Here is a 19,085-nt window from a genome sequence, read left to right as displayed (position 1 = left end):
ACATGCTGAAAAAACTGGCACAACGAGGACTGGCCCGAAACGATGGCGTCATCGCGCCTGGAAGGCAGTCGCTGGAGCACCAACTGATCGACATCGGTCCAGCGGTGGACTGCAGCCGGGTGACGACTCTGCGCGGGCGGCCCTACCCGGTCGAGTTTCGCAATCAAGGGGCAATCGACGCCTGGACGCGGGCGCTCGGGCACACCGAGGTCTGGCGCCGCTGGCAAGATCAGAGCACGCTGTGCTGGCAGATCAGGAAGGAGATCCTCCGGCAGTTCGAGCACACACGGCCCGAGCACCCGCTGTCCGGAGCGATGGCCGAGATGCTCGCCGAGGACCTGCAAAGGCTCGCGGTCGAGATCAGCGTGAACCTGAAATACCATTTGCAAAAGGGGACGGTAATCGAGGCCACGCCGGCACTGGAAACGCTGCTGATGAACTCGGACGTAGACCTCAGCCTGCCGATGAGCATGGTGGCGCTGCCTTATCCGGCCCAGTACTTACGCTTTGGAGACACGGCGATGCGCTACCTGAAGGTGCCGGTTTCGCAGGCCGAAGACCATTTGTTCGATGGCGTTTTCTGTTTCCTGACCCCACCCGCCGAGCTTTGCGCCGACGGGGAGTCTCGCTGGACGCTGGAACTCATCTTTGCCAGCAAGCGCCAGGATCTCTACAGAGGCCATGTATCGCTGCTCGGCGAGACCGACAGGGGAAACACCACAGTTGGCGAATGGTTGACCAGGGTTCCTGGCGCTGTCAAAGAACAGGCGGACGGGGATTTCCATCGGCCGATGCACGCCGCGGTCAGCTACGTTGTGAGGGTGTTCTTGTATATGGCATTGAAACAGGCGCGCGTCGCGGAGCACCGTGACCACGATGCGGCGCTGCGCCGTGCCGCTGGCTTGGGCGAGCGCAAGCGCGCCAAACTCTTGCAGAGATCGGCCTCCCTGTACGACGGCATCATGGTTGGTCCCGAGTCCTTGCCGTTAAGCGCGCCGACGTGTGCGTCCGGAGGCAGCGTGACGCCTCATTGGCGCCGGGGGCATTTTCGGATGCAGCCCTTTGGCATCGGAAACCTGCAGCGCAAACTCATCTTTGCCGCGCCGGTACTGGTTCATGCGGAACAGCTGCAGGGCGAGGTGCCCGCGCCCAAATCCTACCGGGCCGGTGCCGCCGCAGTCACCGCCGCTTGACCCGTTCCCCCTCCCTGTGCCGGGAGAGCGACGCGCGCCGGCAGGCGCAGCATCGACCTGATTTCTGGACGCCTGGCGACGCCGTCAGTCCCGGTCAGGAACGTGTTCCAGCCAAGCCGGCGTGGCGCTGTCCTCGTGCTCAAGGTGAAGCGCTTGATGCAGGGAGGCGCGAGCAGCAGCCGTAGTTCGTAACGAACGGTTGGCGTCGCAAACAGGCTGGCCATCTCCGCCAGGGCGGTCAGCGCGTCTCCGCCGGGAAGAAATCCCGCTACGTGCGCATCGTCGAGAGGGCCGATGTGCAGCTTGGCGCGCAGGTCGTGGCGCCACTGGCGCACGCCGAGCGCCGCACTGACGCCAAGCGTCGGCGCCGTGACGCCGAGCGTACTGCGCCGGTTCAAGGGGACCGGCGCCCAGCAGCCCACGAACTGCTCCAGCTGGACCGGTAGCCCGAAGTAGGCGCTCAACACTTGTTCGACTGTGCCTGCCGAGACCGGCCGGGTCCTGAGCAGCCCCGAAAAGTAGGCTGCAGTCTCCTGCTTCACCTGGCCAGCCGGGTACATGTGTCCGGATGCCGATCTTACGCCCGCCATGGCGGTCAGCATTGGAAGCAGGCGGTCCTGGCCCTGGACGTCGAGGCTATGCTCGACCCGGTACTTGGCCCAGGCTTCGTAGAACATCCCGATCAGGCGGTTCGACAGCACATCAAGCAGTTCGCGCTGGCTGGCATCGCCGGCATGCGCCTTCTGGGCGGCGATCCGCTCGGTGTCGTGCATGGGAAGGGTGCCGCCAGCCCCCAGCAGCCCGATGAATGCCGGCGTGATCCGGATGCGCTTCAGCTCCCCCATGCGCAGGGAAGCGAGAGAATCCGGCACGTCCGGCTCGACCTCGAGCGAATGCACTTCGCTGGCCGGGAACGAGAGCGACAGGTTGTTCTGGAACCTGAGCACCTCGCGCATGGCTCGCTCGTAGGGAATACCCTGGCGCCGCAGCTCGCGCAGCAGGAGGTTGAGCAACTGTGTGAATTCGAACTGGTGCGGTTCGGCCAGCAGCACGCCGATCACACTAGATTCATGCGTCCGCTTCGTGGCTTGCATCGGAACAGTTCCTTTCCGCTTTGCTGAGACAGGATGACGAGCTCGACAAAGCTGTTGATATGCACGTACAGCGCGAAGAACTGGTCGAGAACCTGCACGAACAAATGCAGGCCGGCGCCGGCGTAGGCTTCTTCGTCGAGCGTGAGGCGGATCTCGGTGCCATGCACCAGGGAGGAACCGCGCTTGTGCCGCATCCAGGCCGTGGTCTCGCTCTGATCGAGGGAGACAATGCCGCCGATCTGCCGGCGCGAGACGGGCGACGGTGCGAAGTCGTACAGTGCCAGCATCTCCCGCAGGCCGTGCGCCCCTTCCAGCACCAGCGAATGGTGGTTGAGCGCGAGGTGGGAGATCAGGCGCCAGTGCATGCCAGGTGTGTTCGCCAGCCGAACCGGACGGGTCGGCCTGCGCAACAGGCGGATCACGTTGCCACCCGTTGCGCCGGGAATGGACAAGTCTCCGTCCGGCGCGCCGATCTTGAGCGAGCATGGCAGGTCGCGGTTGGTGCAGTTCAGATCGATGGACAGGACGTTGCGTTCTATTTCGAGCGGCTCGCAGTCGGCGTTGACGAGTGTGATCGATTTTTCATGGCCGGGACTGCAAATGGCAAGGGTTTCGTCATGGTGCATCAGCCAGTAGCGTCCACGTCCCGTCAGGCTTTCGTCGCCATGCTGAAGCGAATAAAAGGGGCGAAATTCGGTGACGGTCGCGCCCGAGCCTTGCTGGCGCACCAGGTGCACCTGGTCGACCGAGTACACCTCGTACGCTTGCGGATGATTGCCGTGCGCTAGCAGGGTGTAGTCGGCCGATAGCTGGTCATAGGTGATCGGCACGCCCGGTTGCCTGAACAGGTTCACTACCGGCGTGCAGCCGGCCAGAAGATGCTGTTTCGACAGGCTTGCCAGCATTCGCGCCTTGTCGCCCTCGTGACGTATGTCGGCGATCGCCAGGCGCAGCGTGAAGTGCGTGCGCCCGGCAGGGATGCGGCGGAGCAGGACTGGAATGTCGATGTCGAAGAAGTTGAATTTCTCGGGAAAGGCGAAATACTCGGCGAGGAGACGGTACGCCGCGTGGGCGCGTGCTTCGAAGGGAATGAGCGCATCGTCATCAGCGAATCCGGCTGGCGTGACCGGGACGAGCGGCAATCGTTCCCATGGCCCCTTGTCGTCCAGTTGCACGTATGCGGCTCGGGTGTGCATGAAAAGGGTGTCGCGCAGCGCAGCGCAGAACGAGGCATCGCCATCGGCGTACAGGCGCATGGCGGTAGCGGTTGCCGCGCAGAGCGGCTCGCCCGGCCGCGCTGATGCGAACTTTAGCGTCAGCGTCGCGGTGACACTCTCGGGCAGGCGCGTCGCGACAGGGGCGCAGACGGCGGTGTCGAAGCTCGCTTCGGAAAGCACGACGCCCGAAGGCTTGACGTCGTAGACAGTCTTGAACGTGCAAGCCACGCCGGCTACTGGCGCGGATGCGAGCAGGGTGCCACGCGGCATGTCGGGAATCGTTCCTGATTCTTTCTTTCCGCCTGGCTCGCCCAGCACGCGCGCGATCGCGCACGAGGGAAACGGTCGCAGGTAGTGAGGAAACAGCAGATTGAGCAGCGCTTCGGTGAACTGCGGATACGAATCGTCCACGCGCTTCGCGACGCGTGCGCTGAGCAAGGCGACGCCCTGGATCAAGCGTTCCACGTGGGGGTCGTCGCACGTGTCTCCTCCCAGCTGCAGTTTCGCCGCGACCTTGGGGTAGCGCTGCGCATACTCCCGGCACAGCGACCTGAGGGTGACGAGTTCGCGCTCGTACTTCGTGAACAGTTCATCCATGGGATCGGTGCTTTTCGCGTTTTAGTCCGTGCCTTCGATCGAATACTGCTGGAGGGAAGGCCGGAACACGGCGTTGAAGGACATCGGTTCGCCCAGGTGCGCGCCTTTGAGCCGGGCGGTGATGACGAAGTCGACGCGGTTGATCGCACCCTGCCTCGGTCGCAGGGTCACCGCCACCTGATGCAATCGCGGCTCGTGGCGTACGATTGCCAGCTGGACGGCCTTGCAGATTTCCTGCTGATCGTTGTCGCTGCCCATGCACATGCTGGCGAAGTCGATGAGGCCGTAGTTCACGATCGATCCGGATACTGCCGAATAGGACTCCAGCGACGCCAGCGACAGGGCCGATCGGGTATTGAGGAGCGCCTGCAGGTCGCGCGTGACGCTGCGTATGGCCTCTTCCATTGCCCGCGCGCGCGTTTCGCGCTTGTTGCCGGAAGGCAGGGCGTCATCATCGTCGAGGCGATCGAACAAGCCGCGGGTAAAACCTTGCATGGTGTTCTCCTCCAAGGGGCCCCGAAGCGACCACGGCAGCCATTATCGAGCCTTGCATGTGAAAAACGTTGCGCATTCACAATGGAGTGGCGTGAGCAGGCCGATGGCACAACAGGATGAGCAAGATCAACGACTGCGAAGGGTTGCGAAGTCATGCTTCCAAGAATCTGTCTGGTAAAAACACTTCGTGGAGGAGCTCATGAGCGCGGCATCCAAGATCATGTGGTCGGAAGGCCTGACGTTAGGTCCGCAACACTTCCAGCGCCAGGATCTCTACCACGAAGCGCGGCTCAAGCGGATAGCCTCGGCCCTGAACCCGTACTTCTGGGGCGTGTGCGCGGTGCAGTGGAATCTGGCCGGGCTGGAAAATAACCGCCTTGGTGCGAGCACAATGTCGATCATCTTTCCGGATGGCGAGATCTATGAGGCGCCGGAGGCCGACCTGTTGCCTGAGGTGGTCGACCTCTCGCGCCTGCCGGCTGACATTAATACGTTCACGTTTTACGCCGCGCTTGCCCTCGTCAAGCCGCACGGCGGCAATGCCGACGAGAATGGGCGCTACGCGTGCCGAGAAATCGAAACAAGCGATCTGTTCAGCGAGGCCCTGGCGATCGAAGTGCCGTTCCTCAAAAAGCAGCCGAGGTTAATCACCCACGCCGAGACGAGCGGCCTGCATGACAGCGTTTCCGTGGTCCGGATCCGGCGCGCGCCAGAAGGCGGTTTCGAGATAGACCCTTCATTCGTCCCGCCGAGTGTTACGATCGGCGCCGCTCCGGCCCTCCGGGGTTTGCTGGATGAGCTGGTTAGCGTGATGACGGCGAAGATCGAATCGCTCCAGCGTACGCACCGCAAGGCGAGTAGCGAAGTGTACGAAGTCGGCGCGGGCGACATTTCGTCATGGTGGATGCTCAATATCCTGAGCACGGCCAACGCCCAACTGATGCACTGCTCCCGGTCCCCGGGCTTGCATCCGGAAGCCATGTTTCGGCAAATGCTCTCCGCCGTAGGCGGCCTGATGACGTTTTCCGACCGCTTCAAGACAGCCGATTTGCCGGCCTACCGCCACGAAGCACTGGGCGAGGTGTTTGCGGAGCTCGATGGATTGTTGCGCGACCTGGTCGATACGGTGATTGGGACAAAATATTTCATCATTCCGCTGGTCGCCGAACCGGGCCGGCGTGCGTATTCGCAGGCGGTGCTGGACCCGGCAAGAGTCACTCAACAGACGCAGCTATGCCTGGGAGTCACCGCCGATATGCCCGGACTCGAACTGGTGGCGACAGTGCCCATCCGGCTCAAGGTTGCCGCACCCGATGCCATCGAAAGTATAGTCAAGTCGGCGTTGCCGGGCGTGCCGCTGGCGCATATGCCTCAGGTACCGCCAGCAATCCCGGTGCGGCCAAATACCTATTACTTTTCATTGTCGACCAAAAGCCCTCTCTACGAAAAGGCATTGCACGCTGGAGCGCTGGCGGTCTACGTGCCGGACGGAATACCGGGGCTAAAGATCGAGCTGATCGCCATTACGTGATCAGGGCCACGGTGTACTTCGACCCGCGTATTCTACCTCTATGCCTGACTGTGACCCTTCCAATGCATCCCGATCGTGCTTACGTGCTATCGGTTTCGACTGAAAATAATTCAGCAATGCTCCTCCAGGGTTCCAAGAGGTGACCGGGGCATTGATGATCCGGTGCGGAACCTCGACGATGTCAGGGTTATACATTGGCTGCTGACAGCAGCCAAGTGGCAGCAAGAGGCGGCCTTCTGCACGTCACGATTACAGCACAGCGGGATGAGGCACTCGCCGTTCCGGAAATAAAAAAGAGCTCATATCACTATGAGCTCCCCTTCGTATTCTGGCTCCCCGACCTGGACTCGAACCAGGGACCTGCGGATTAACAGTCCGTCGCTCTACCGACTGAGCTATCAGGGAATTGAGGCAATATTATAGCCGGGCGTTTGCAGTTTGACCAGTCCCGTATGCGAATCGCTTTCGCCACCGATCCCGCGCCGCCCGCTTTGCTATAGTTTCGGCTTCGCCGCCAGCTGCGGCCTGCTACTTTTCACAGACAAACCATGACCACTCCCCGCACCCTCGGCACCCCACTCTCCCCTTCCGCAACCAAAGTCATGCTGCTCGGCTCCGGCGAGCTCGGCAAGGAAGTGATCATCGCCCTGCAGCGCCTGGGCGTCGAAGTGATCGCCGTCGACCGCTACCCGAACGCGCCCGGCCACCAGGTGGCGCACCGCGCGCACGTGATCGACATGACGGATGGCGCCGCGCTGGAAGCGCTGATCGACCAGGAGCGCCCCGACCTGGTGGTGCCCGAGATCGAGGCCATCGCCACCGACAAGCTGGCCGAACTCGAAGCCGCGGGCCGCATCACCTGCATCCCGACCGCGCGCGCGGCCCAGCTGACCATGAACCGCGAAGGCATCCGCCGCCTGGCGGCCGAGGAACTGGGTCTGGCGACCTCGCCCTACCGCTTCGCCAGCAGCCTGGCGGAACTGGAAGAAGCCTGTGCGGCGGTCGGCTTTCCCTGCGTGGTCAAGCCGGTGATGTCGTCGTCGGGCAAGGGCCAGTCGAAGCTCGATTCGGCCGCCGACGTGCAGCATGCATGGGACTACGCCGCCGCGGGCGGCCGGGTCGACGCCGGCCGCGTGATCGCCGAAGGCTTCATCGATTTCGACTACGAGATCACCCTGCTGACCGTGCGCTCGCTCAGGCAGGACGGTCAGGTCGAAACGAGCTTCTGCGAGGCGATCGGACACAAGCAGGTGCAGGGAGACTACGTCGAATCGTGGCAGCCGCATCCGATGCAGCCGCTGGCGCTCGAACGCGCGCGCGACATCGCGGCCAAGGTCACCGCCAACCTGGGCGGCCTGGGCGTGTTCGGCGTCGAGCTGTTCGTCAAGGGCGATATGGTGTGGTTCTCGGAAGTGAGCCCGCGCCCGCACGATACCGGCATGGTGACGATGGCGAGCCAGGTGCAGAGCGAATTCGAGCTGCACGCGAAAGCCATCCTCGGCCTGCCGGTGAACCCGGCATTGCGCGCGCCCGGTGCTTCCGCCGTGATCTATGGCCAGCTGGACGAAGCCGGCATCGCCTTCGAGGGCGTGGCCGAGGCGCTGGGCGTGCCGGGCGCCGACCTGCGCCTGTTCGGCAAGCCTGAATCGTTCGCGCGCCGCCGCATGGGCGTGGCGCTGGCCACCGCCGACGACGTCGAAACCGCGCGCCAGCGTGCGCTCGAGGCGGCGTCGAAGGTCAAGCCGGTGTCGAGCAAGCGCTGATCGGCGCAGCGGGCTACCGCGTACACTTCCGTACGCAACATGCTTGCGCCGCGCTAATACTGCAGAGGGCTGGACCGGCATGATGGGATGCATTGCAGCCATCGCAGGAGTGATCGATGCATCCCCAACCGCAGGACAGCCGAGGTTATTTCATGTTGCCTCAAGGGCCGGAAGGCGCCGGCTATTACGTGTATGGAACGCCGGGTCGAGGTGCCGGCCAATATGCGCATCCGGCAATGATGAACTTGCTCCTGTACGTCGAGAGGGTCTGGGCAACGCTAGATTCCCGCAAATTCGGGATAGGAAACATCAGCTTGGCGGGTGGAAAACCTTATGACAAACACAGATCGCATAAGACGGGGCTTGAAGTCGACGTACGGCCCATTCGAAAGGATGGCAAGCGACAGGCCGTATATTGGCAGTGGACTGATCAATACGATCAGGCAGCCACTGCACGGCTAATCGAACTCTTTCGTCATTTTCCTGGCGTGACGAAGGTCTACTTCAATGACCCAGCGCTCCGTCATCTGGCGCGCCCCTTGGGCGGCCATGACCACCATTTTCACGTAGAGGTGAGAGGCTGAAATGAGAATGCCAATAGCCGCCATCCTCTGCATCGCCGGCTTATGCTCGGTCGCTTTTGCCGCAAAACCATGGGACGGCACATACAGCGATTTCAAGGGCAGTTACCTCATCTATTCTGGCGACCTCGGCGAAGAAGCGGCGCCGACATCGAGCGATCACAAAGCCGCACTTTCCATCCAGGGCGACATGGCGAAAGTCTTGTTCGACTCAATCGGACCGGACTTGAAAGACGCATGCGGGGCGTCGGCCGACATACGCGTGCGCGAGAAAGGCGATCTTGACTGCGTCCATGACAAGGGGGATCGAGCTTCGCCCTACGTCTGCCATTTCGGCATCAATCTGCGAACGGGCAAGAGCATGCGTGGATCAATCTGCTAGCCAAATACAAAAAGGGCCGCATTCGCATGCGGCCCTTCTCAATTCTGGCTCCCCGACCTGGACTCGAACCAGGGACCTGCGGATTAACAGTCCGTCGCTCTACCGACTGAGCTATCAGGGAAAGGAGGCCGCATTATACCTGCTGATTTCGATTTCGCAAGTGTTCACACGACGAAAAAACGGGAAACTAGACTGTCGCCCGCGCAACCAGGCGCTTCAAGGCGTCCAGCACCACGTCCGGCTCGGTCAGTTGCGGGAAGTGGGCGCTGCGCTTGGCCTCAATCCGCTCGCCCAGCGGCGACAGCGCCGCCAGTCCCAGCTGGGTGCGCTCGCGCTCGCGCACCAGGGCGGCCGGCACCATCCAGCGCGGCAGGCGCTTCGTGCCGGACAACACCGTCACCGGCACCGGAGGAAACGCCGGCGCCTCCTGGATATCCTTCACGGTCTCGAGTTCGTTCCGGATCTCGTCGAACTGGTCGCGCGGCGAGATGCGGTCGAGCAGCTTGATGAAGCCGCGCTGCAGCGGCGACTGGAATTGCTTGAGCGTGGTGACGTCGCTAGGTGCGGTGGCTTCCAGGAACAATACACCGGCCACTTCGTCGGCGAAGGCGCGCGCGAACAGGTTGGCGTGCAGGCCGCCGAAGGAATGGCCGACCAGCACGAACGGCGGCTCGACGCCGGCCGCCTGCAGCAGCAGGCGCAGCTGAGCGACCACGGTCTCGCCATACTGCGCCTCGCGCGGCTTGGGACTGCCGCCGACGCCGGGCCGGTCGTAGGCGAACACCGTGCCCAATTGCTCGATCTCGGGATACAGCTTGTACCAGCCGTCGAGCGGGCCGCCCGCGCCATTGATCAGCACGATCGACGGCTTGCCCTGCCCCGACTTCATCAAGCGGAACATCTGCCCTTCGATCAGGGTAGCATGGCTGTTCGGCAATTGCTTCACGCAAGAATCTCCTGTGACCAGCGACGCCTTGGCACGCGCCGCAAAGCAAAAAGGCCGCATCTCACGACGCGGCCTTTTCAGTATTCTGGCTCCCCGACCTGGACTCGAACCAGGGACCTGCGGATTAACAGTCCGTCGCTCTACCGACTGAGCTATCAGGGAATTGATGCTTGCATTATATGGCTGCTGAAACGTTTCTGTCAAATTTGCCCAGATCGCAAGCGCCACTCCTGCTGCTCTCCGCACACGCCGTAACGCTTGCGGAGAGCCGGGATTTTAGAGAACTTTGGCAACCGCGTCAACGACGCGATCGATATTGGTCGAGTTCAGCGCGGCGACGCAGATGCGGCCGGTGTCCACGGCGTAGATCGACTCGTCGCGCAGCTTGCCCACTTGTTCCTTGGTCAGGCCCGAATACGAGAACATGCCGACCTGCTGGCGCACGAATTCGAAGTCGTGGCCCGGGGCCTTGGCCTTGAGCTTCTCGACCATCGCGCCGCGCATTTCGCGGATGCGCACGCGCATGCCGGCCAGCTCTTCTTCCCACAGCTTGCGCAGCTCGGGGTTCGACAGGACGGTGGCGACGACCTTGCCGCCATGGGTCGGCGGGTTCGAGTAGTTGGTGCGCACCACGCGCTTCAGTTGCGACAGCACGCGGGCCGCCTCCTCACCGCTGGTGGCGACGATCGACAGCGCGCCGACGCGCTCGCCGTACAGCGAGAACGACTTCGAGAACGAGTTCGACACCAAGAGCGGCATGCCGGTCGCGGCGAAGCGGCGCACGACGGCGCCGTCTTCGTCGATGCCGTTGGCGAAGCCCTGGTAGGCCATGTCCAGGAACGGCACCAGGCCGCCCGCCTGTACGGCGGCGATCACCTCGTCCCACTGCGCTTGCGACAGGTCGGCGCCGGTCGGGTTGTGGCAGCAGGCGTGCAGCACGACGATCGAGCCGGCCGGCATCGCCTTCAGCGCGGCCAGCATGCCGTCGAAGTTCACGCCACGCGTAGCAGGGTCGTAGTAGGCGTAGTTGTGGACGGTGAAGCCGGCGCTCTCGAACAGCGCGCGGTGGTTTTCCCAGCTCGGATCGCTGATGTAGACGTCGGCGTGCGGCAGGAAGCGCTTGAGGAAGTCGGCGCCGATCTTGAGCGCGCCGGTGCCGCCCAGGGCTTGCACGGTGATCGCACGCTTCTCTTGAATTACCGCGCTGTCGGCACCAAATACCAGTTCTTGCACGGCCTTGTCGTAAGCCGCCAGGCCGTCGATCGGCAGGTAGGTGCGCGGCGCAGGCTGCTCCATCAGTTTCGCTTCCGCTTTCTGTACGCACTCCAACAGTGGCACCTTGCCGTTATTGTCATAATAGACGCCTACTCCAAGATTGATCTTGGCGGGATTGGTGTCGGCATTGAAGGCTTCGGTAATACCCAGGATCGGGTCGCGCGGGGCCATCTCAATGGCGCCAAAAAGGCTGGCGGAGGCAGTGGAAGTCATCGTGATAAACTCAGTTGTTTCGGCTGGGTTGACAGCGGTTGTATAGACAGCGGCCCTTGTATTGAAAGGCCGCGAGCGGATTCTCATTCTAACAAAGGTCTGTAAGTATGGCTGATTTATCCATCGCAACTTCACCCGAACCGACGGTCCTCACCTTCCCCGATTCGCCGTTCAAGCTGCACCAGCCCTTCCCGCCGGCCGGCGACCAGCCGACCGCGATCGAGGGCCTGGTCGAAGGCATCAACGACGGCCTGTCCTACCAGACGCTGCTCGGCGTGACGGGCTCGGGCAAGACCTATACGATGGCCAACGTGATCGCGCGCGCTGGCAGGCCGGCGATCGTGTTCGCGCCGAACAAGACGCTGGCGGCCCAGCTGTATTCGGAGTTCCGCGAATTCTTCCCGCAGAACGCGGTCGAGTATTTCGTCTCCTACTACGATTACTACCAGCCCGAAGCCTATGTGCCGCAGCGCGACCTGTTCATCGAAAAGGACTCGTCGATCAACGAGCACATCGAGCAGATGCGCCTGTCGTGCACCAAGTCGCTGATGGAACGGCGCGACGTGGTCATCGTGGCCACCGTGTCGGCAATCTACGGTATCGGTAATCCGAACGAATACCACAAGATGATCCTGACCCTGCGCCACAAGGACAAGGTGGCGCAGCGCGACATCATCGCGCGCCTGATCCAGATGCAGTACACCCGCAACGAGATGGATTTCTCGCGCGGCAGCTTCCGTGTGCGCGGCGACACCATCGACATCTTCCCGGCCGAGCACGCCGAGCTGGCGATCCGCGTCGAGATGTTCGACGACGAGATCGAATCGCTGCAGCTGTTCGACCCGCTGACGGGCCGCGTGCGCCAGAAGATCCCGCGCTTTACCGTGTATCCGGGCTCGCACTACGTCACGCCGCGTTCCACCGTGCTGCGCGCGGTCGAGTCGATCAAGGCCGAGCTGCGCGACCGCCTCGAGGAATTCCGCCAGCAAAATAAACTCATCGAAGAACAGCGCCTCGAACAGCGCACCCGCTTCGACCTCGAGATGCTGGCCGAGATCGGTTTTACCAAGGGCATCGAGAACTACTCGCGCCACCTGTCCGGCGCGATGCCGGGCGAGCCGCCGCCGACGCTGATCGACTATCTGCCGAAAGACGCGCTGATGTTCATGGACGAGTCGCACGTGATGATCGGCCAGCTCAACGCGATGTACAACGGCGACCGTTCGCGCAAGACCAACCTGGTCGACTATGGTTTCCGCCTGCCGTCGGCGCTCGACAACCGGCCCTTGAAATTCCAGGAGTTCGAGGGCAAGGCGCGCCAGACGATCTTCGTCTCGGCCACGCCGGCCGAATACGAGCAGCAGCGCGCCGACAACGTGGTCGAGCAGGTGGTGCGCCCCACCGGCCTGGTCGATCCGCAGATCATCGTGCGCCCTGCCCTGTCGCAGGTCGACGACCTGATGAGCGAGATCAACGACCGCATCGCCAAGGACGAGCGCGTGCTGGTCACCACGCTGACCAAGCGCATGGCCGAGCAGCTCACCGAATACCTGGGCGACCACGGCATCAAGGTGCGTTACCTGCACAGCGACATCGACACGGTCGAGCGCGTGGAAATCCTGCGCGACCTGCGCCTGGGCACCTTCGACGTGCTGGTCGGGATCAACCTGCTGCGCGAGGGCCTGGACTTGCCTGAAGTGTCGCTGGTGGCGGTGCTCGATGCGGATAAAGAGGGCTTCCTGCGTTCCGAGCGTTCGCTGATCCAGACCATCGGCCGCGCCGCGCGTAACCTCAACGGCGTGGCGATCCTGTACGGCGACCAGATCACCGATTCGATGCGACGCGCGATCGACGAGACCGAGCGCCGCCGCGCGAAGCAGATCGCCTTCAACGAGGCCAATGGCATCACGCCGAAGGGTGTGCAGAAGAAGATCAAGGAAATGATCGACGGCGTGTACAGCAGCGCCGCGCAGAAGGCCATGGTCGAGGGCGTGCACGAGGATGCGGCGACGGCCAAGGTCGAGTCGATGAGCGAGAAGCAGATCAGCAAGGAGATCAAGCGCCTCGAGAAGCTCATGGTTGACCATGCCAAGAACCTCGAGTTCGAGAAGGCGGCGCAGGTGCGCGACCAGCTGCATGTGCTCAAGCAGCAGGCGTTTGGCGCGCCGGGGGCGGATAACGTGGTGTCGATGTTGGGCAAGTAACGCGGCTGCGTAACCAGGGTGCAGGGTGGGGCTGGCCTCGGCGGCCCCGCGCTTCGCCGCCGACGCGGTGATGGTTACCGGTTCCTTTCCTGGCCGGATGACCTCGCCGCCAACGATCACCGCGTCGGCAGCGCCGCTGCCAACCCTACGCTACTCCCGCCAGCAATTCCAGCAATTTCGCCAAATCCGCCGGCTTGGCCATGTGATGGTCGAACCCGGCCTTGTACGCCCGCCGCTGGTCTTCGACCTGCCCATATCCCGTCAGGGCTACCAGCACCGCCTGCGTGGTCTCGGGCATCGCCCGCAGCCGGCGCGCCAGTTCGTGGCCATCAATGTCCGGCAATCCGATGTCGAGCAGAGCCACGTCCGGCGGCGCCTGCACCGCGCTCGCCAGCGCGCCCTTGCCATCGTAGGCGATGCTAACCTCATATCCATTCATCTCGAGCAGCGTCGCCAGCATCTGGGCCGCGTCGACGTTGTCGTCGACCACCAGCACCCTCAGCCCGCGCGCGCCGCGCGGCTGCACGTCAAGCGGCGGCGGGCTCACTTCCGGCGCCTCGGCCAGGCATGGCAGGTAGACAACGAACTCGCTGCCCTTGCCCAACCCCGCGCTGTGCGCCTCCACCCGTCCGCCATGCAGCACGGCCAGGCTTTTGACCAGCGCCAGGCCGAGCCCCAGGCCACCCTGCGAACGGTCGGGCGTGCGCTCGGCCTGGATGAACAAATCAAAAATGTAGGGCAGGATCGGCGGATCGATGCCCTGCCCGTTGTCGCGCACCGCCACCCGCAAGCAACCCGACTCGATGCACGCGGTGAGCAGCAGGCGCCCACCTGGCGCCGTGTACTTGGCCGCATTGTTCAGGATGTTGGACACTACCTGGATCAGGCGCGTGCGGTCGCCCTCCACGCGAAGCGCGCCAGAGGCGATCTCGCACTGCAGCTCGTGGCCGCGCGCATCGATCAACGGTCGCACCTGCTCCACCGCCTCGTGCACGATCTCGCGCATTTCCAGCGCCTCTTTCGAGATGGTCACCAGGCCGCGCGTCACGCGCGAGACGTCGAGCAGGTCGTTGACCAGGGACGTCATGTGCTGGGCCTGGCGCGCGATGATGTCGCTGGCGCGCTGGATGCCGGGCGCGTCCATCTGGCCGCGCTGCAGTAGCTGGGCCGCCGTGGTGATCGGCGCCAGCGGATTGCGCAGCTCGTGCGCCAGCATCGCCAGGAACTGGTCCTTCTGGCGGTTGGCGGCGCGCAGCTCGTCCTCGATGCGCTTGCGCGCCGTGACGTCGCTGCCCTCCACGAAGATGCCCGAGACCTTGCCGTGCTGGTCGTGGATCGGCTGGTAGACGAAGTCGATGAAGCGCTCTTCCAGCGGCGCATTGGGGTCGCGCTGCACGCGCAGCGGCACCGCGTGGCCCACGAAAGGCTGGCCGCTCTGGTACACGTGGTCGAGCAGCTCGAAGAAGCCCTGCCCCTGCACCTCGGGCAGCGCGTCGCGCACGGCCTTGCCGACCAGCGCGCGGTGGCCGACCAGCTGCAGGTAGGAGCGGTTGGTGATCTCGAATACGTGGTCCGGGCCGCGCAGCACGGCGATGATGCCGGGCGCCTGCTCGAACAGGGTCACCAGGCGCTCGTTCTCCTCCTCGCGGTAGCGCTGGGCCAGCACCTCGCCCGTCATCTCGACGCAGGCGCAGAACATGCCGGCCACGGTGCCGTCTTCGTCGCGCACCGGCGAATACGAGAAGCGGAACCAGGTGTCCTCATCGTAGCCGTGACGGCGCATGCGCAGCGGCAGGCGGTCCATATAACTGGCCTCGCCCCTGAGCGCGCGTACGATCAGCGGGTGGATGTCGTGCCAGATCTCGGCCCAGACGTCGTGGAAGCGCTTGCCGAGCGAGGTCGGATGCTTGTCGCCCAGGATCGAGATATACGAGTCGTTATAGAGAAACCCGAGTTCGCCGCCCCAGGCGACGAACATCGGGAACTTCGAGTTGAGCATCAGGCCGACCACGGTGCGCAGCGCCTGCGGCCACTGGCGCGGTGAACCCAGGGGCGACGCACTCCAGTCGTGGGCGCGCATCATGGCGCCCATCATGCCGCCACCGCTGAGGAAAGGCAGCCATTCGGAGGGTGTCGCTGGTTCCTGTTTCATTCATGGTCCGGGAGTCGCGCGCAATCTGCGCGACTGCAGTGTGCCAGATTTGGGGCAACGACTCCCGCACGGATGCCCGGAACAGGCTGCTTGCGGCTCAGGCAGCGCGTGCGCGCCGCCACCTGCTCAGGCCAAGACAGCCGAGCGCCATGCCGAACAGCGACAAGGTTCCGGGCTCGGGGATCTGGCTGACCGCCAGCTCGACCGAGATGTCGTCGAAGAAGATCCCCGAAGGGTCGTGGTAGCCGGACAATTGCAGGATGGTCGATGCCGATGTCGCCAGCAGGTTGCGGACGATGATTTGCGTGGACGGGCCGCCCGTCCCGATATCGGTGGACGTGTTCGTGGTCGGGAAATTGTAGATGGTCGTCGCGATCGCGTCTCCGAACATCACCCTGATTCCATTGTCAAACTGAAATATCGGAAAGCCATCCGGGCCGATCACGCCGTCCGCATACAGCCAGAAGCTCAGGTCGTAGCGCTGGCCGGTCGTCGTCGGCAGGGCTTGGGTAGCAAAGCAGGAAAACTCGGGACCGAAGCAGCCGGTACTGAGCGAGTTGACGCCGCTGCTCGCGCCGCGGCCGGCGTCTCCCAGAAACCAGCCTTCGGTGAGTTCCCAACTGCCATCGTTCAGTTCAAAATCGCCGTCGCGGACAATATTGGCGCTTGCCGGCACGGCGACTGCCACCGCAAGCAGGATTGCGGCGGCAAGGCGCATTACAGCGTTCATCGAGACCTCCTCTGAGCAGACCAGAGTAAACGATGATTGATTGCCGCAAGGACGATCTGATGGGAGTCAATGCGGCAGGGGATCCATTGCCGCCCGCCGTCCGCTTACAGGCTCTGTACGAACTCCCGGATACCACCCAGCAGCATCTCGATGGACATCGCCGTCAGGATCAGGCCCATCAGGCGCTCGAAGGCGGTCATGACTTGCGGGCCGAGTTTCTGCTGCAGCTTTTCGGCGCTCAGGAACACTGCCAGCCAGACCACGCCCACCGCCGCCAGCGCGGCGACGTGCACCATCGTGTCGGTGAAGCTGGTCGACGAGAACAGCAGCACGGTGGCCAGCGCCGACGGCCCGGCCAGCGCGGGAATCGCCAGCGGCACGATGAAGGGCTCGCCGCCTTCGCTCTTGCCCAGCACGCCGTCGGGGTGCGGGAAGATCATGCGGATCGCGATCATCAGGAGGATGACGGCGCCGCCGATGCGCAGCGCGACCGGGCTCAGGTGCAGCGCCTCGAGGAAGTGCTTGCCGAAGAACATGAACACCAGCAACAGCAGGAAGGCGATGCCGCATTCGCGGATTACGATCTTGTTGCGACGCTCGATCGGGGTGTCTTTCAGGGCGGCAGCAAACAGGGGGACGTTACCAAAAGGGTCGGTGACGAGGATGAGGAGAATGAAGGTCTGGAAGAAGCTTTGGGTCATGGCTTGTTATTGTTGGGTTGCCAGAAATGTTAACAGCGCAATATTAGCAGCCGCCACCTCGGCCGACGAAAAAAAACAGGGAAAGGCTTGTACCCTTCCCTGCTTCGATTCGATCGCGCGGACCGGTATTACTTCTCGAACTTCTTCAACCACGCCGCCAGCTGATGCGGACGCAGGCCGTCATATTCTTCGAACGGCTGGTGGATCCACGGATTGTGCGGCAGGTCGTCCAGGTAGTAATCAGGACGGATCGAAGACGTGCCCTTGACCCAGATGACGGCCGATTTCACTTCGGTGACATCCTTGTAGTTCTCGGTCAGGTGCTCGCTGACCTTGCGCAGGGTGACGCCCGAATCGGCCAGGTCGTCGACCAGCAGCACGCGGCCGGCCAGCGGGCCCTTGGTCATGGTCATGTACTTCGAGATGTCCAGGTCGCCCTGCTTGGTGCCGGCTTCTTCGCGGTACGAGCTGGTCGACAGGATCGCCAGCGGCACGTCGAAGATGCGCGAGAACACGTCGCCAGGACGCACGCCGCCGCGCGCCAGGCACAGCACTTGATCGAACTTCCAGCCCGATTCATAGACCTGCAGCGCCAGGCGCTCGATCAGGCGGTGGTATTCATCCCAGGAGACCCACAGGTCCTTGTCGGTCGATACGGGGGTATTCATCTTCTACTCCAGATTCTTCTTGGTTTACGCTGCGAACGGATGACGCAGGACGATGGTTTCTTCACGGTCCGGACCGGTCGACACCATGTCGATCGGCACGCCAACCAGTTCTTCGATGCGCTTGATGTAGGCGCGGGCGTTGGCCGGCAGCTCTTCCATCGACTTGGCGCCGACGGTGCTTTCGGTCCAGCCCGGCATTTCTTCGTACACCGGCTCGCACAGTGCGGCTTCTTCAGCGCCGACCGGGAAGATGTCGACGTCGCGGCCGTCGATCCTGTAGCCGGTGCAGAGTTTGAGGGATTCAATACCATCCAGCACGTCCAGCTTGGTCAGGCACATGCCCGACACGCCGTTAATCTGGACCGAGCGGCGCAGCAGGGCGGCGTCGAACCAGCCGCAGCGGCGGGCGCGGCCGGTCACGGTGCCGAATTCATGGCCGATGCGCGACAGGTGCTCGCCCACGCCTTCTTCGGTCGGCAGCTCGGCCGGGAACGGGCCCGAACCGACGCGGGTGGTGTAGGCCTTGGTGATGCCCAGGATGTAGTGCAGCATGTTCGGGCCGACGCCGGCGCCGGCGGCGGCATTGCCCGCCACGCAGTTCGACGAGGTGACGAACGGATAGGTGCCGTGGTCGACGTCGAGCAGCGAACCCTGCGCGCCTTCGAACAGCAGCTTGCCGCCTTGCTTGTGGGCCGCGTACAGCAGCGACGACACGTCGGCGACCATCGGACGCAGGCGCGGCACCAGGGCCATCGCGTCATCATAGGCGGTCTGGAAGTCGATCGCTTCGCCGCCCAGGTAGTTGACCAGCACGTGGTTGTGGTAGTCCAGGTTTTCCTTGAGCTTCTCGGCGAAGCGCTCGGCGTTGAGCAGGTCGGCGATACGGATCGCGCGGCGCGCGACCTTGTCTTCGTAGGCCGGGCCGATGCCCTTGCAGGTGGTGCCGATCTTGTTCTCGCCGCGCTTGGCTTCGCGCGCCTTGTCGATGGCGACGTGGTAAGGCAGGATGATCGGGCACGCCTCGGAGATCTTCAGGCGCGACACCACTTCGATGCCGGCGGCCTGCAGCTTGTCGATCTCGCGCATCACGTCCGGCACCGAGACCACGACGCCGTTGCCGATGTAGCAGGCCACGCCTTCGCGCATGATGCCCGAAGGGATCAGTTGCAGCGCGGTCTTCTGGCCCTTGATGACCAGGGTGTGACCAGCGTTATGGCCGCCCTGGAAACGCACCACGCCGGCGGCGTGGTCGGTGAGCCAGTCGACGATCTTCCCTTTGCCTTCATCGCCCCACTGGGTGCCGATGACAACGACGTTCTTTGCCACGTTAGTATTTGACATCA

At 63.4% G+C, this 19,085-nt stretch carries 16 protein-coding genes and 3 tRNA genes; 6 read left to right on the top strand and 13 right to left on the bottom strand.

Features of this window, described 5'->3' with window-relative positions:
- The first annotated feature begins 2 nt into the window (after positions 1-2).
- A complete protein-coding gene (locus HMPREF9710_RS10805) occupies positions 3-1,193 on the top strand; it encodes an AcrVA2 family anti-CRISPR protein (RefSeq protein ID WP_005666282.1) in 1,191 nt (396 codons plus the stop codon).
- On the opposite strand, the gene tssG is transcribed toward HMPREF9710_RS10805, so the two are convergent.
- Genes tssG through tssE form a run of 3 tightly spaced genes read right to left on the bottom strand, consistent with a single transcriptional unit; the run spans position 1,157 to position 4,596 of the window.
- Complete coding sequence (gene tssG / locus HMPREF9710_RS10800; RefSeq protein ID WP_005666281.1) at positions 1,157-2,287, bottom strand: type VI secretion system baseplate subunit TssG; 1,131 nt, start codon at positions 2,285-2,287, stop codon at positions 1,157-1,159. The genes HMPREF9710_RS10805 and tssG overlap by 37 nt on opposite strands.
- Entirely contained in the window at positions 2,251-4,101 is a 1,851-nt protein-coding gene (tssF, locus tag HMPREF9710_RS10795) for a type VI secretion system baseplate subunit TssF (protein ID WP_005666279.1), read from the bottom strand. The genes tssG and tssF overlap by 37 nt, the downstream gene beginning before the upstream one ends.
- Before the next feature lie 21 nt (positions 4,102-4,122).
- Positions 4,123-4,596 carry a type VI secretion system baseplate subunit TssE gene (gene tssE, locus HMPREF9710_RS10790; protein WP_005666278.1) on the bottom strand — a complete coding sequence of 158 codons (474 nt, stop codon included), beginning with the start codon at positions 4,594-4,596 and terminating at the stop codon, positions 4,123-4,125.
- Positions 4,597-4,795: 199 nt separating this feature from the next.
- On the opposite strand from tssE, the gene tssK reads away from it, so the two are divergent.
- Entirely contained in the window at positions 4,796-6,127 is a 1,332-nt protein-coding gene (tssK, locus tag HMPREF9710_RS10785; protein WP_005666277.1) for a type VI secretion system baseplate subunit TssK, read from the top strand.
- Between the two features lie 329 nt (positions 6,128-6,456).
- Here tssK and HMPREF9710_RS10780 read toward each other — a convergent pair.
- Positions 6,457-6,532: transfer RNA gene (locus HMPREF9710_RS10780), tRNA-Asn, on the bottom strand.
- Positions 6,533-6,675: 143 nt separating this feature from the next.
- Between HMPREF9710_RS10780 and purT the strand changes: the two genes are divergently transcribed.
- The 3 genes from purT (at position 6,676) to HMPREF9710_RS10770 (ending at position 8,853) form a co-directional block, all read left to right on the top strand.
- A complete protein-coding gene (gene purT, locus HMPREF9710_RS10775; protein ID WP_005666275.1) occupies positions 6,676-7,890 on the top strand; it encodes a formate-dependent phosphoribosylglycinamide formyltransferase in 1,215 nt (404 codons plus the stop codon).
- Positions 7,891-8,006: 116 nt separating this feature from the next.
- Positions 8,007-8,474 carry a penicillin-insensitive murein endopeptidase gene (locus tag HMPREF9710_RS27090; protein ID WP_081589892.1) on the top strand — a complete coding sequence of 156 codons (468 nt, stop codon included), beginning with the start codon at positions 8,007-8,009 and terminating at the stop codon, positions 8,472-8,474.
- Positions 8,475-8,481: 7 nt separating this feature from the next.
- Positions 8,482-8,853 carry a hypothetical protein gene (locus HMPREF9710_RS10770; RefSeq protein ID WP_157225550.1) on the top strand — a complete coding sequence of 124 codons (372 nt, stop codon included), beginning with the start codon at positions 8,482-8,484 and terminating at the stop codon, positions 8,851-8,853.
- 45 nt (positions 8,854-8,898) lie between these two features.
- On the opposite strand, the gene HMPREF9710_RS10765 is transcribed toward HMPREF9710_RS10770, so the two are convergent.
- The 4 genes from HMPREF9710_RS10765 to HMPREF9710_RS10750 form a co-directional block, all read right to left on the bottom strand.
- Positions 8,899-8,974: transfer RNA gene (locus HMPREF9710_RS10765), tRNA-Asn, on the bottom strand.
- 66 nt (positions 8,975-9,040) lie between these two features.
- Positions 9,041-9,799 (bottom strand): alpha/beta fold hydrolase, encoded by a 759-nt coding sequence (locus HMPREF9710_RS10760; RefSeq protein WP_005666273.1) that lies wholly within the window; start codon positions 9,797-9,799, stop codon positions 9,041-9,043.
- Between the two features lie 86 nt (positions 9,800-9,885).
- Positions 9,886-9,961: transfer RNA gene (locus HMPREF9710_RS10755), tRNA-Asn, on the bottom strand.
- A 114-nt stretch (positions 9,962-10,075) separates the two neighbouring features.
- Positions 10,076-11,287 carry an amino acid aminotransferase gene (locus tag HMPREF9710_RS10750; RefSeq protein ID WP_005666272.1) on the bottom strand — a complete coding sequence of 404 codons (1,212 nt, stop codon included), beginning with the start codon at positions 11,285-11,287 and terminating at the stop codon, positions 10,076-10,078.
- Between the two features lie 107 nt (positions 11,288-11,394).
- On the opposite strand from HMPREF9710_RS10750, the gene uvrB reads away from it, so the two are divergent.
- Positions 11,395-13,491: an excinuclease ABC subunit UvrB gene (uvrB, locus tag HMPREF9710_RS10745; protein ID WP_005666271.1), complete on the top strand. Its 2,097-nt coding sequence runs from the start codon at positions 11,395-11,397 to the stop codon at positions 13,489-13,491.
- Positions 13,492-13,636: 145 nt separating this feature from the next.
- Here uvrB and HMPREF9710_RS10740 read toward each other — a convergent pair whose 3' ends face one another.
- The 5 genes from HMPREF9710_RS10740 to HMPREF9710_RS10720 form a co-directional block, all read right to left on the bottom strand.
- The gene (locus HMPREF9710_RS10740) at positions 13,637-15,643 is read right to left on the bottom strand and encodes a hybrid sensor histidine kinase/response regulator (RefSeq protein WP_040776103.1); all 2,007 of its coding nucleotides are present in this window, start codon (positions 15,641-15,643) and stop codon (positions 13,637-13,639) included.
- Positions 15,644-15,740: 97 nt separating this feature from the next.
- Positions 15,741-16,373 carry a PEP-CTERM sorting domain-containing protein gene (locus tag HMPREF9710_RS10735; protein ID WP_005666268.1) on the bottom strand — a complete coding sequence of 211 codons (633 nt, stop codon included), beginning with the start codon at positions 16,371-16,373 and terminating at the stop codon, positions 15,741-15,743.
- 104 nt (positions 16,374-16,477) lie between these two features.
- Entirely contained in the window at positions 16,478-17,074 is a 597-nt protein-coding gene (locus HMPREF9710_RS10730; RefSeq protein ID WP_005666267.1) for a MarC family protein, read from the bottom strand.
- A 128-nt stretch (positions 17,075-17,202) separates the two neighbouring features.
- Entirely contained in the window at positions 17,203-17,742 is a 540-nt protein-coding gene (locus tag HMPREF9710_RS10725; protein WP_005666264.1) for a phosphoribosyltransferase, read from the bottom strand.
- 24 nt (positions 17,743-17,766) lie between these two features.
- On the bottom strand, positions 17,767-19,083 hold the full coding sequence (locus tag HMPREF9710_RS10720; RefSeq protein ID WP_005666263.1) for an adenylosuccinate synthase: 1,317 nt from the start codon (positions 19,081-19,083) through the stop codon (positions 17,767-17,769).
- Between the last annotated feature and the right edge of the window lie 2 nt (positions 19,084-19,085).

The sequence above is a fragment of the Massilia timonae CCUG 45783 genome (assembly GCF_000315425.1).
Taxonomy (GTDB): domain Bacteria; phylum Pseudomonadota; class Gammaproteobacteria; order Burkholderiales; family Burkholderiaceae_D; genus Telluria; species Telluria timonae.
Note: the sequence above shows the minus strand (reverse complement) of the source record. Positions and strands in the feature narration are given on the sequence as shown.

Excerpts from the sequence above, each read along its gene's own strand:
- HMPREF9710_RS27090 (WP_081589892.1), top strand. The coding sequence starts at position 8,007 with ATGCATCCCCAACCGCAGGACAGCCGAGGTTATTTCATGTTGCCTCAA.
- tssG (WP_005666281.1), bottom strand. The coding sequence starts at position 2,287 with ATGCAAGCCACGAAGCGGACGCATGAATCTAGTGTGATCGGCGTGCTG.
- HMPREF9710_RS10725 (WP_005666264.1), bottom strand. The coding sequence starts at position 17,742 with ATGAATACCCCCGTATCGACCGACAAGGACCTGTGGGTCTCCTGGGAT.
- uvrB (WP_005666271.1), top strand. The coding sequence starts at position 11,395 with ATGGCTGATTTATCCATCGCAACTTCACCCGAACCGACGGTCCTCACC.
- HMPREF9710_RS10720 (WP_005666263.1), bottom strand. The coding sequence starts at position 19,083 with ATGTCAAATACTAACGTGGCAAAGAACGTCGTTGTCATCGGCACCCAG.
- purT (WP_005666275.1), top strand. The coding sequence starts at position 6,676 with ATGACCACTCCCCGCACCCTCGGCACCCCACTCTCCCCTTCCGCAACC.
- HMPREF9710_RS10805 (WP_005666282.1), top strand. The coding sequence starts at position 3 with ATGCTGAAAAAACTGGCACAACGAGGACTGGCCCGAAACGATGGCGTC.
- HMPREF9710_RS10730 (WP_005666267.1), bottom strand. The coding sequence starts at position 17,074 with ATGACCCAAAGCTTCTTCCAGACCTTCATTCTCCTCATCCTCGTCACC.
- tssK (WP_005666277.1), top strand. The coding sequence starts at position 4,796 with ATGAGCGCGGCATCCAAGATCATGTGGTCGGAAGGCCTGACGTTAGGT.
- tssE (WP_005666278.1), bottom strand. The coding sequence starts at position 4,596 with ATGCAAGGTTTTACCCGCGGCTTGTTCGATCGCCTCGACGATGATGAC.
- HMPREF9710_RS10750 (WP_005666272.1), bottom strand. The coding sequence starts at position 11,287 with ATGACTTCCACTGCCTCCGCCAGCCTTTTTGGCGCCATTGAGATGGCC.
- tssF (WP_005666279.1), bottom strand. The coding sequence starts at position 4,101 with ATGGATGAACTGTTCACGAAGTACGAGCGCGAACTCGTCACCCTCAGG.
- HMPREF9710_RS10740 (WP_040776103.1), bottom strand. The coding sequence starts at position 15,643 with ATGAAACAGGAACCAGCGACACCCTCCGAATGGCTGCCTTTCCTCAGC.
- HMPREF9710_RS10735 (WP_005666268.1), bottom strand. The coding sequence starts at position 16,373 with ATGAACGCTGTAATGCGCCTTGCCGCCGCAATCCTGCTTGCGGTGGCA.
- HMPREF9710_RS10770 (WP_157225550.1), top strand. The coding sequence starts at position 8,482 with ATGCCAATAGCCGCCATCCTCTGCATCGCCGGCTTATGCTCGGTCGCT.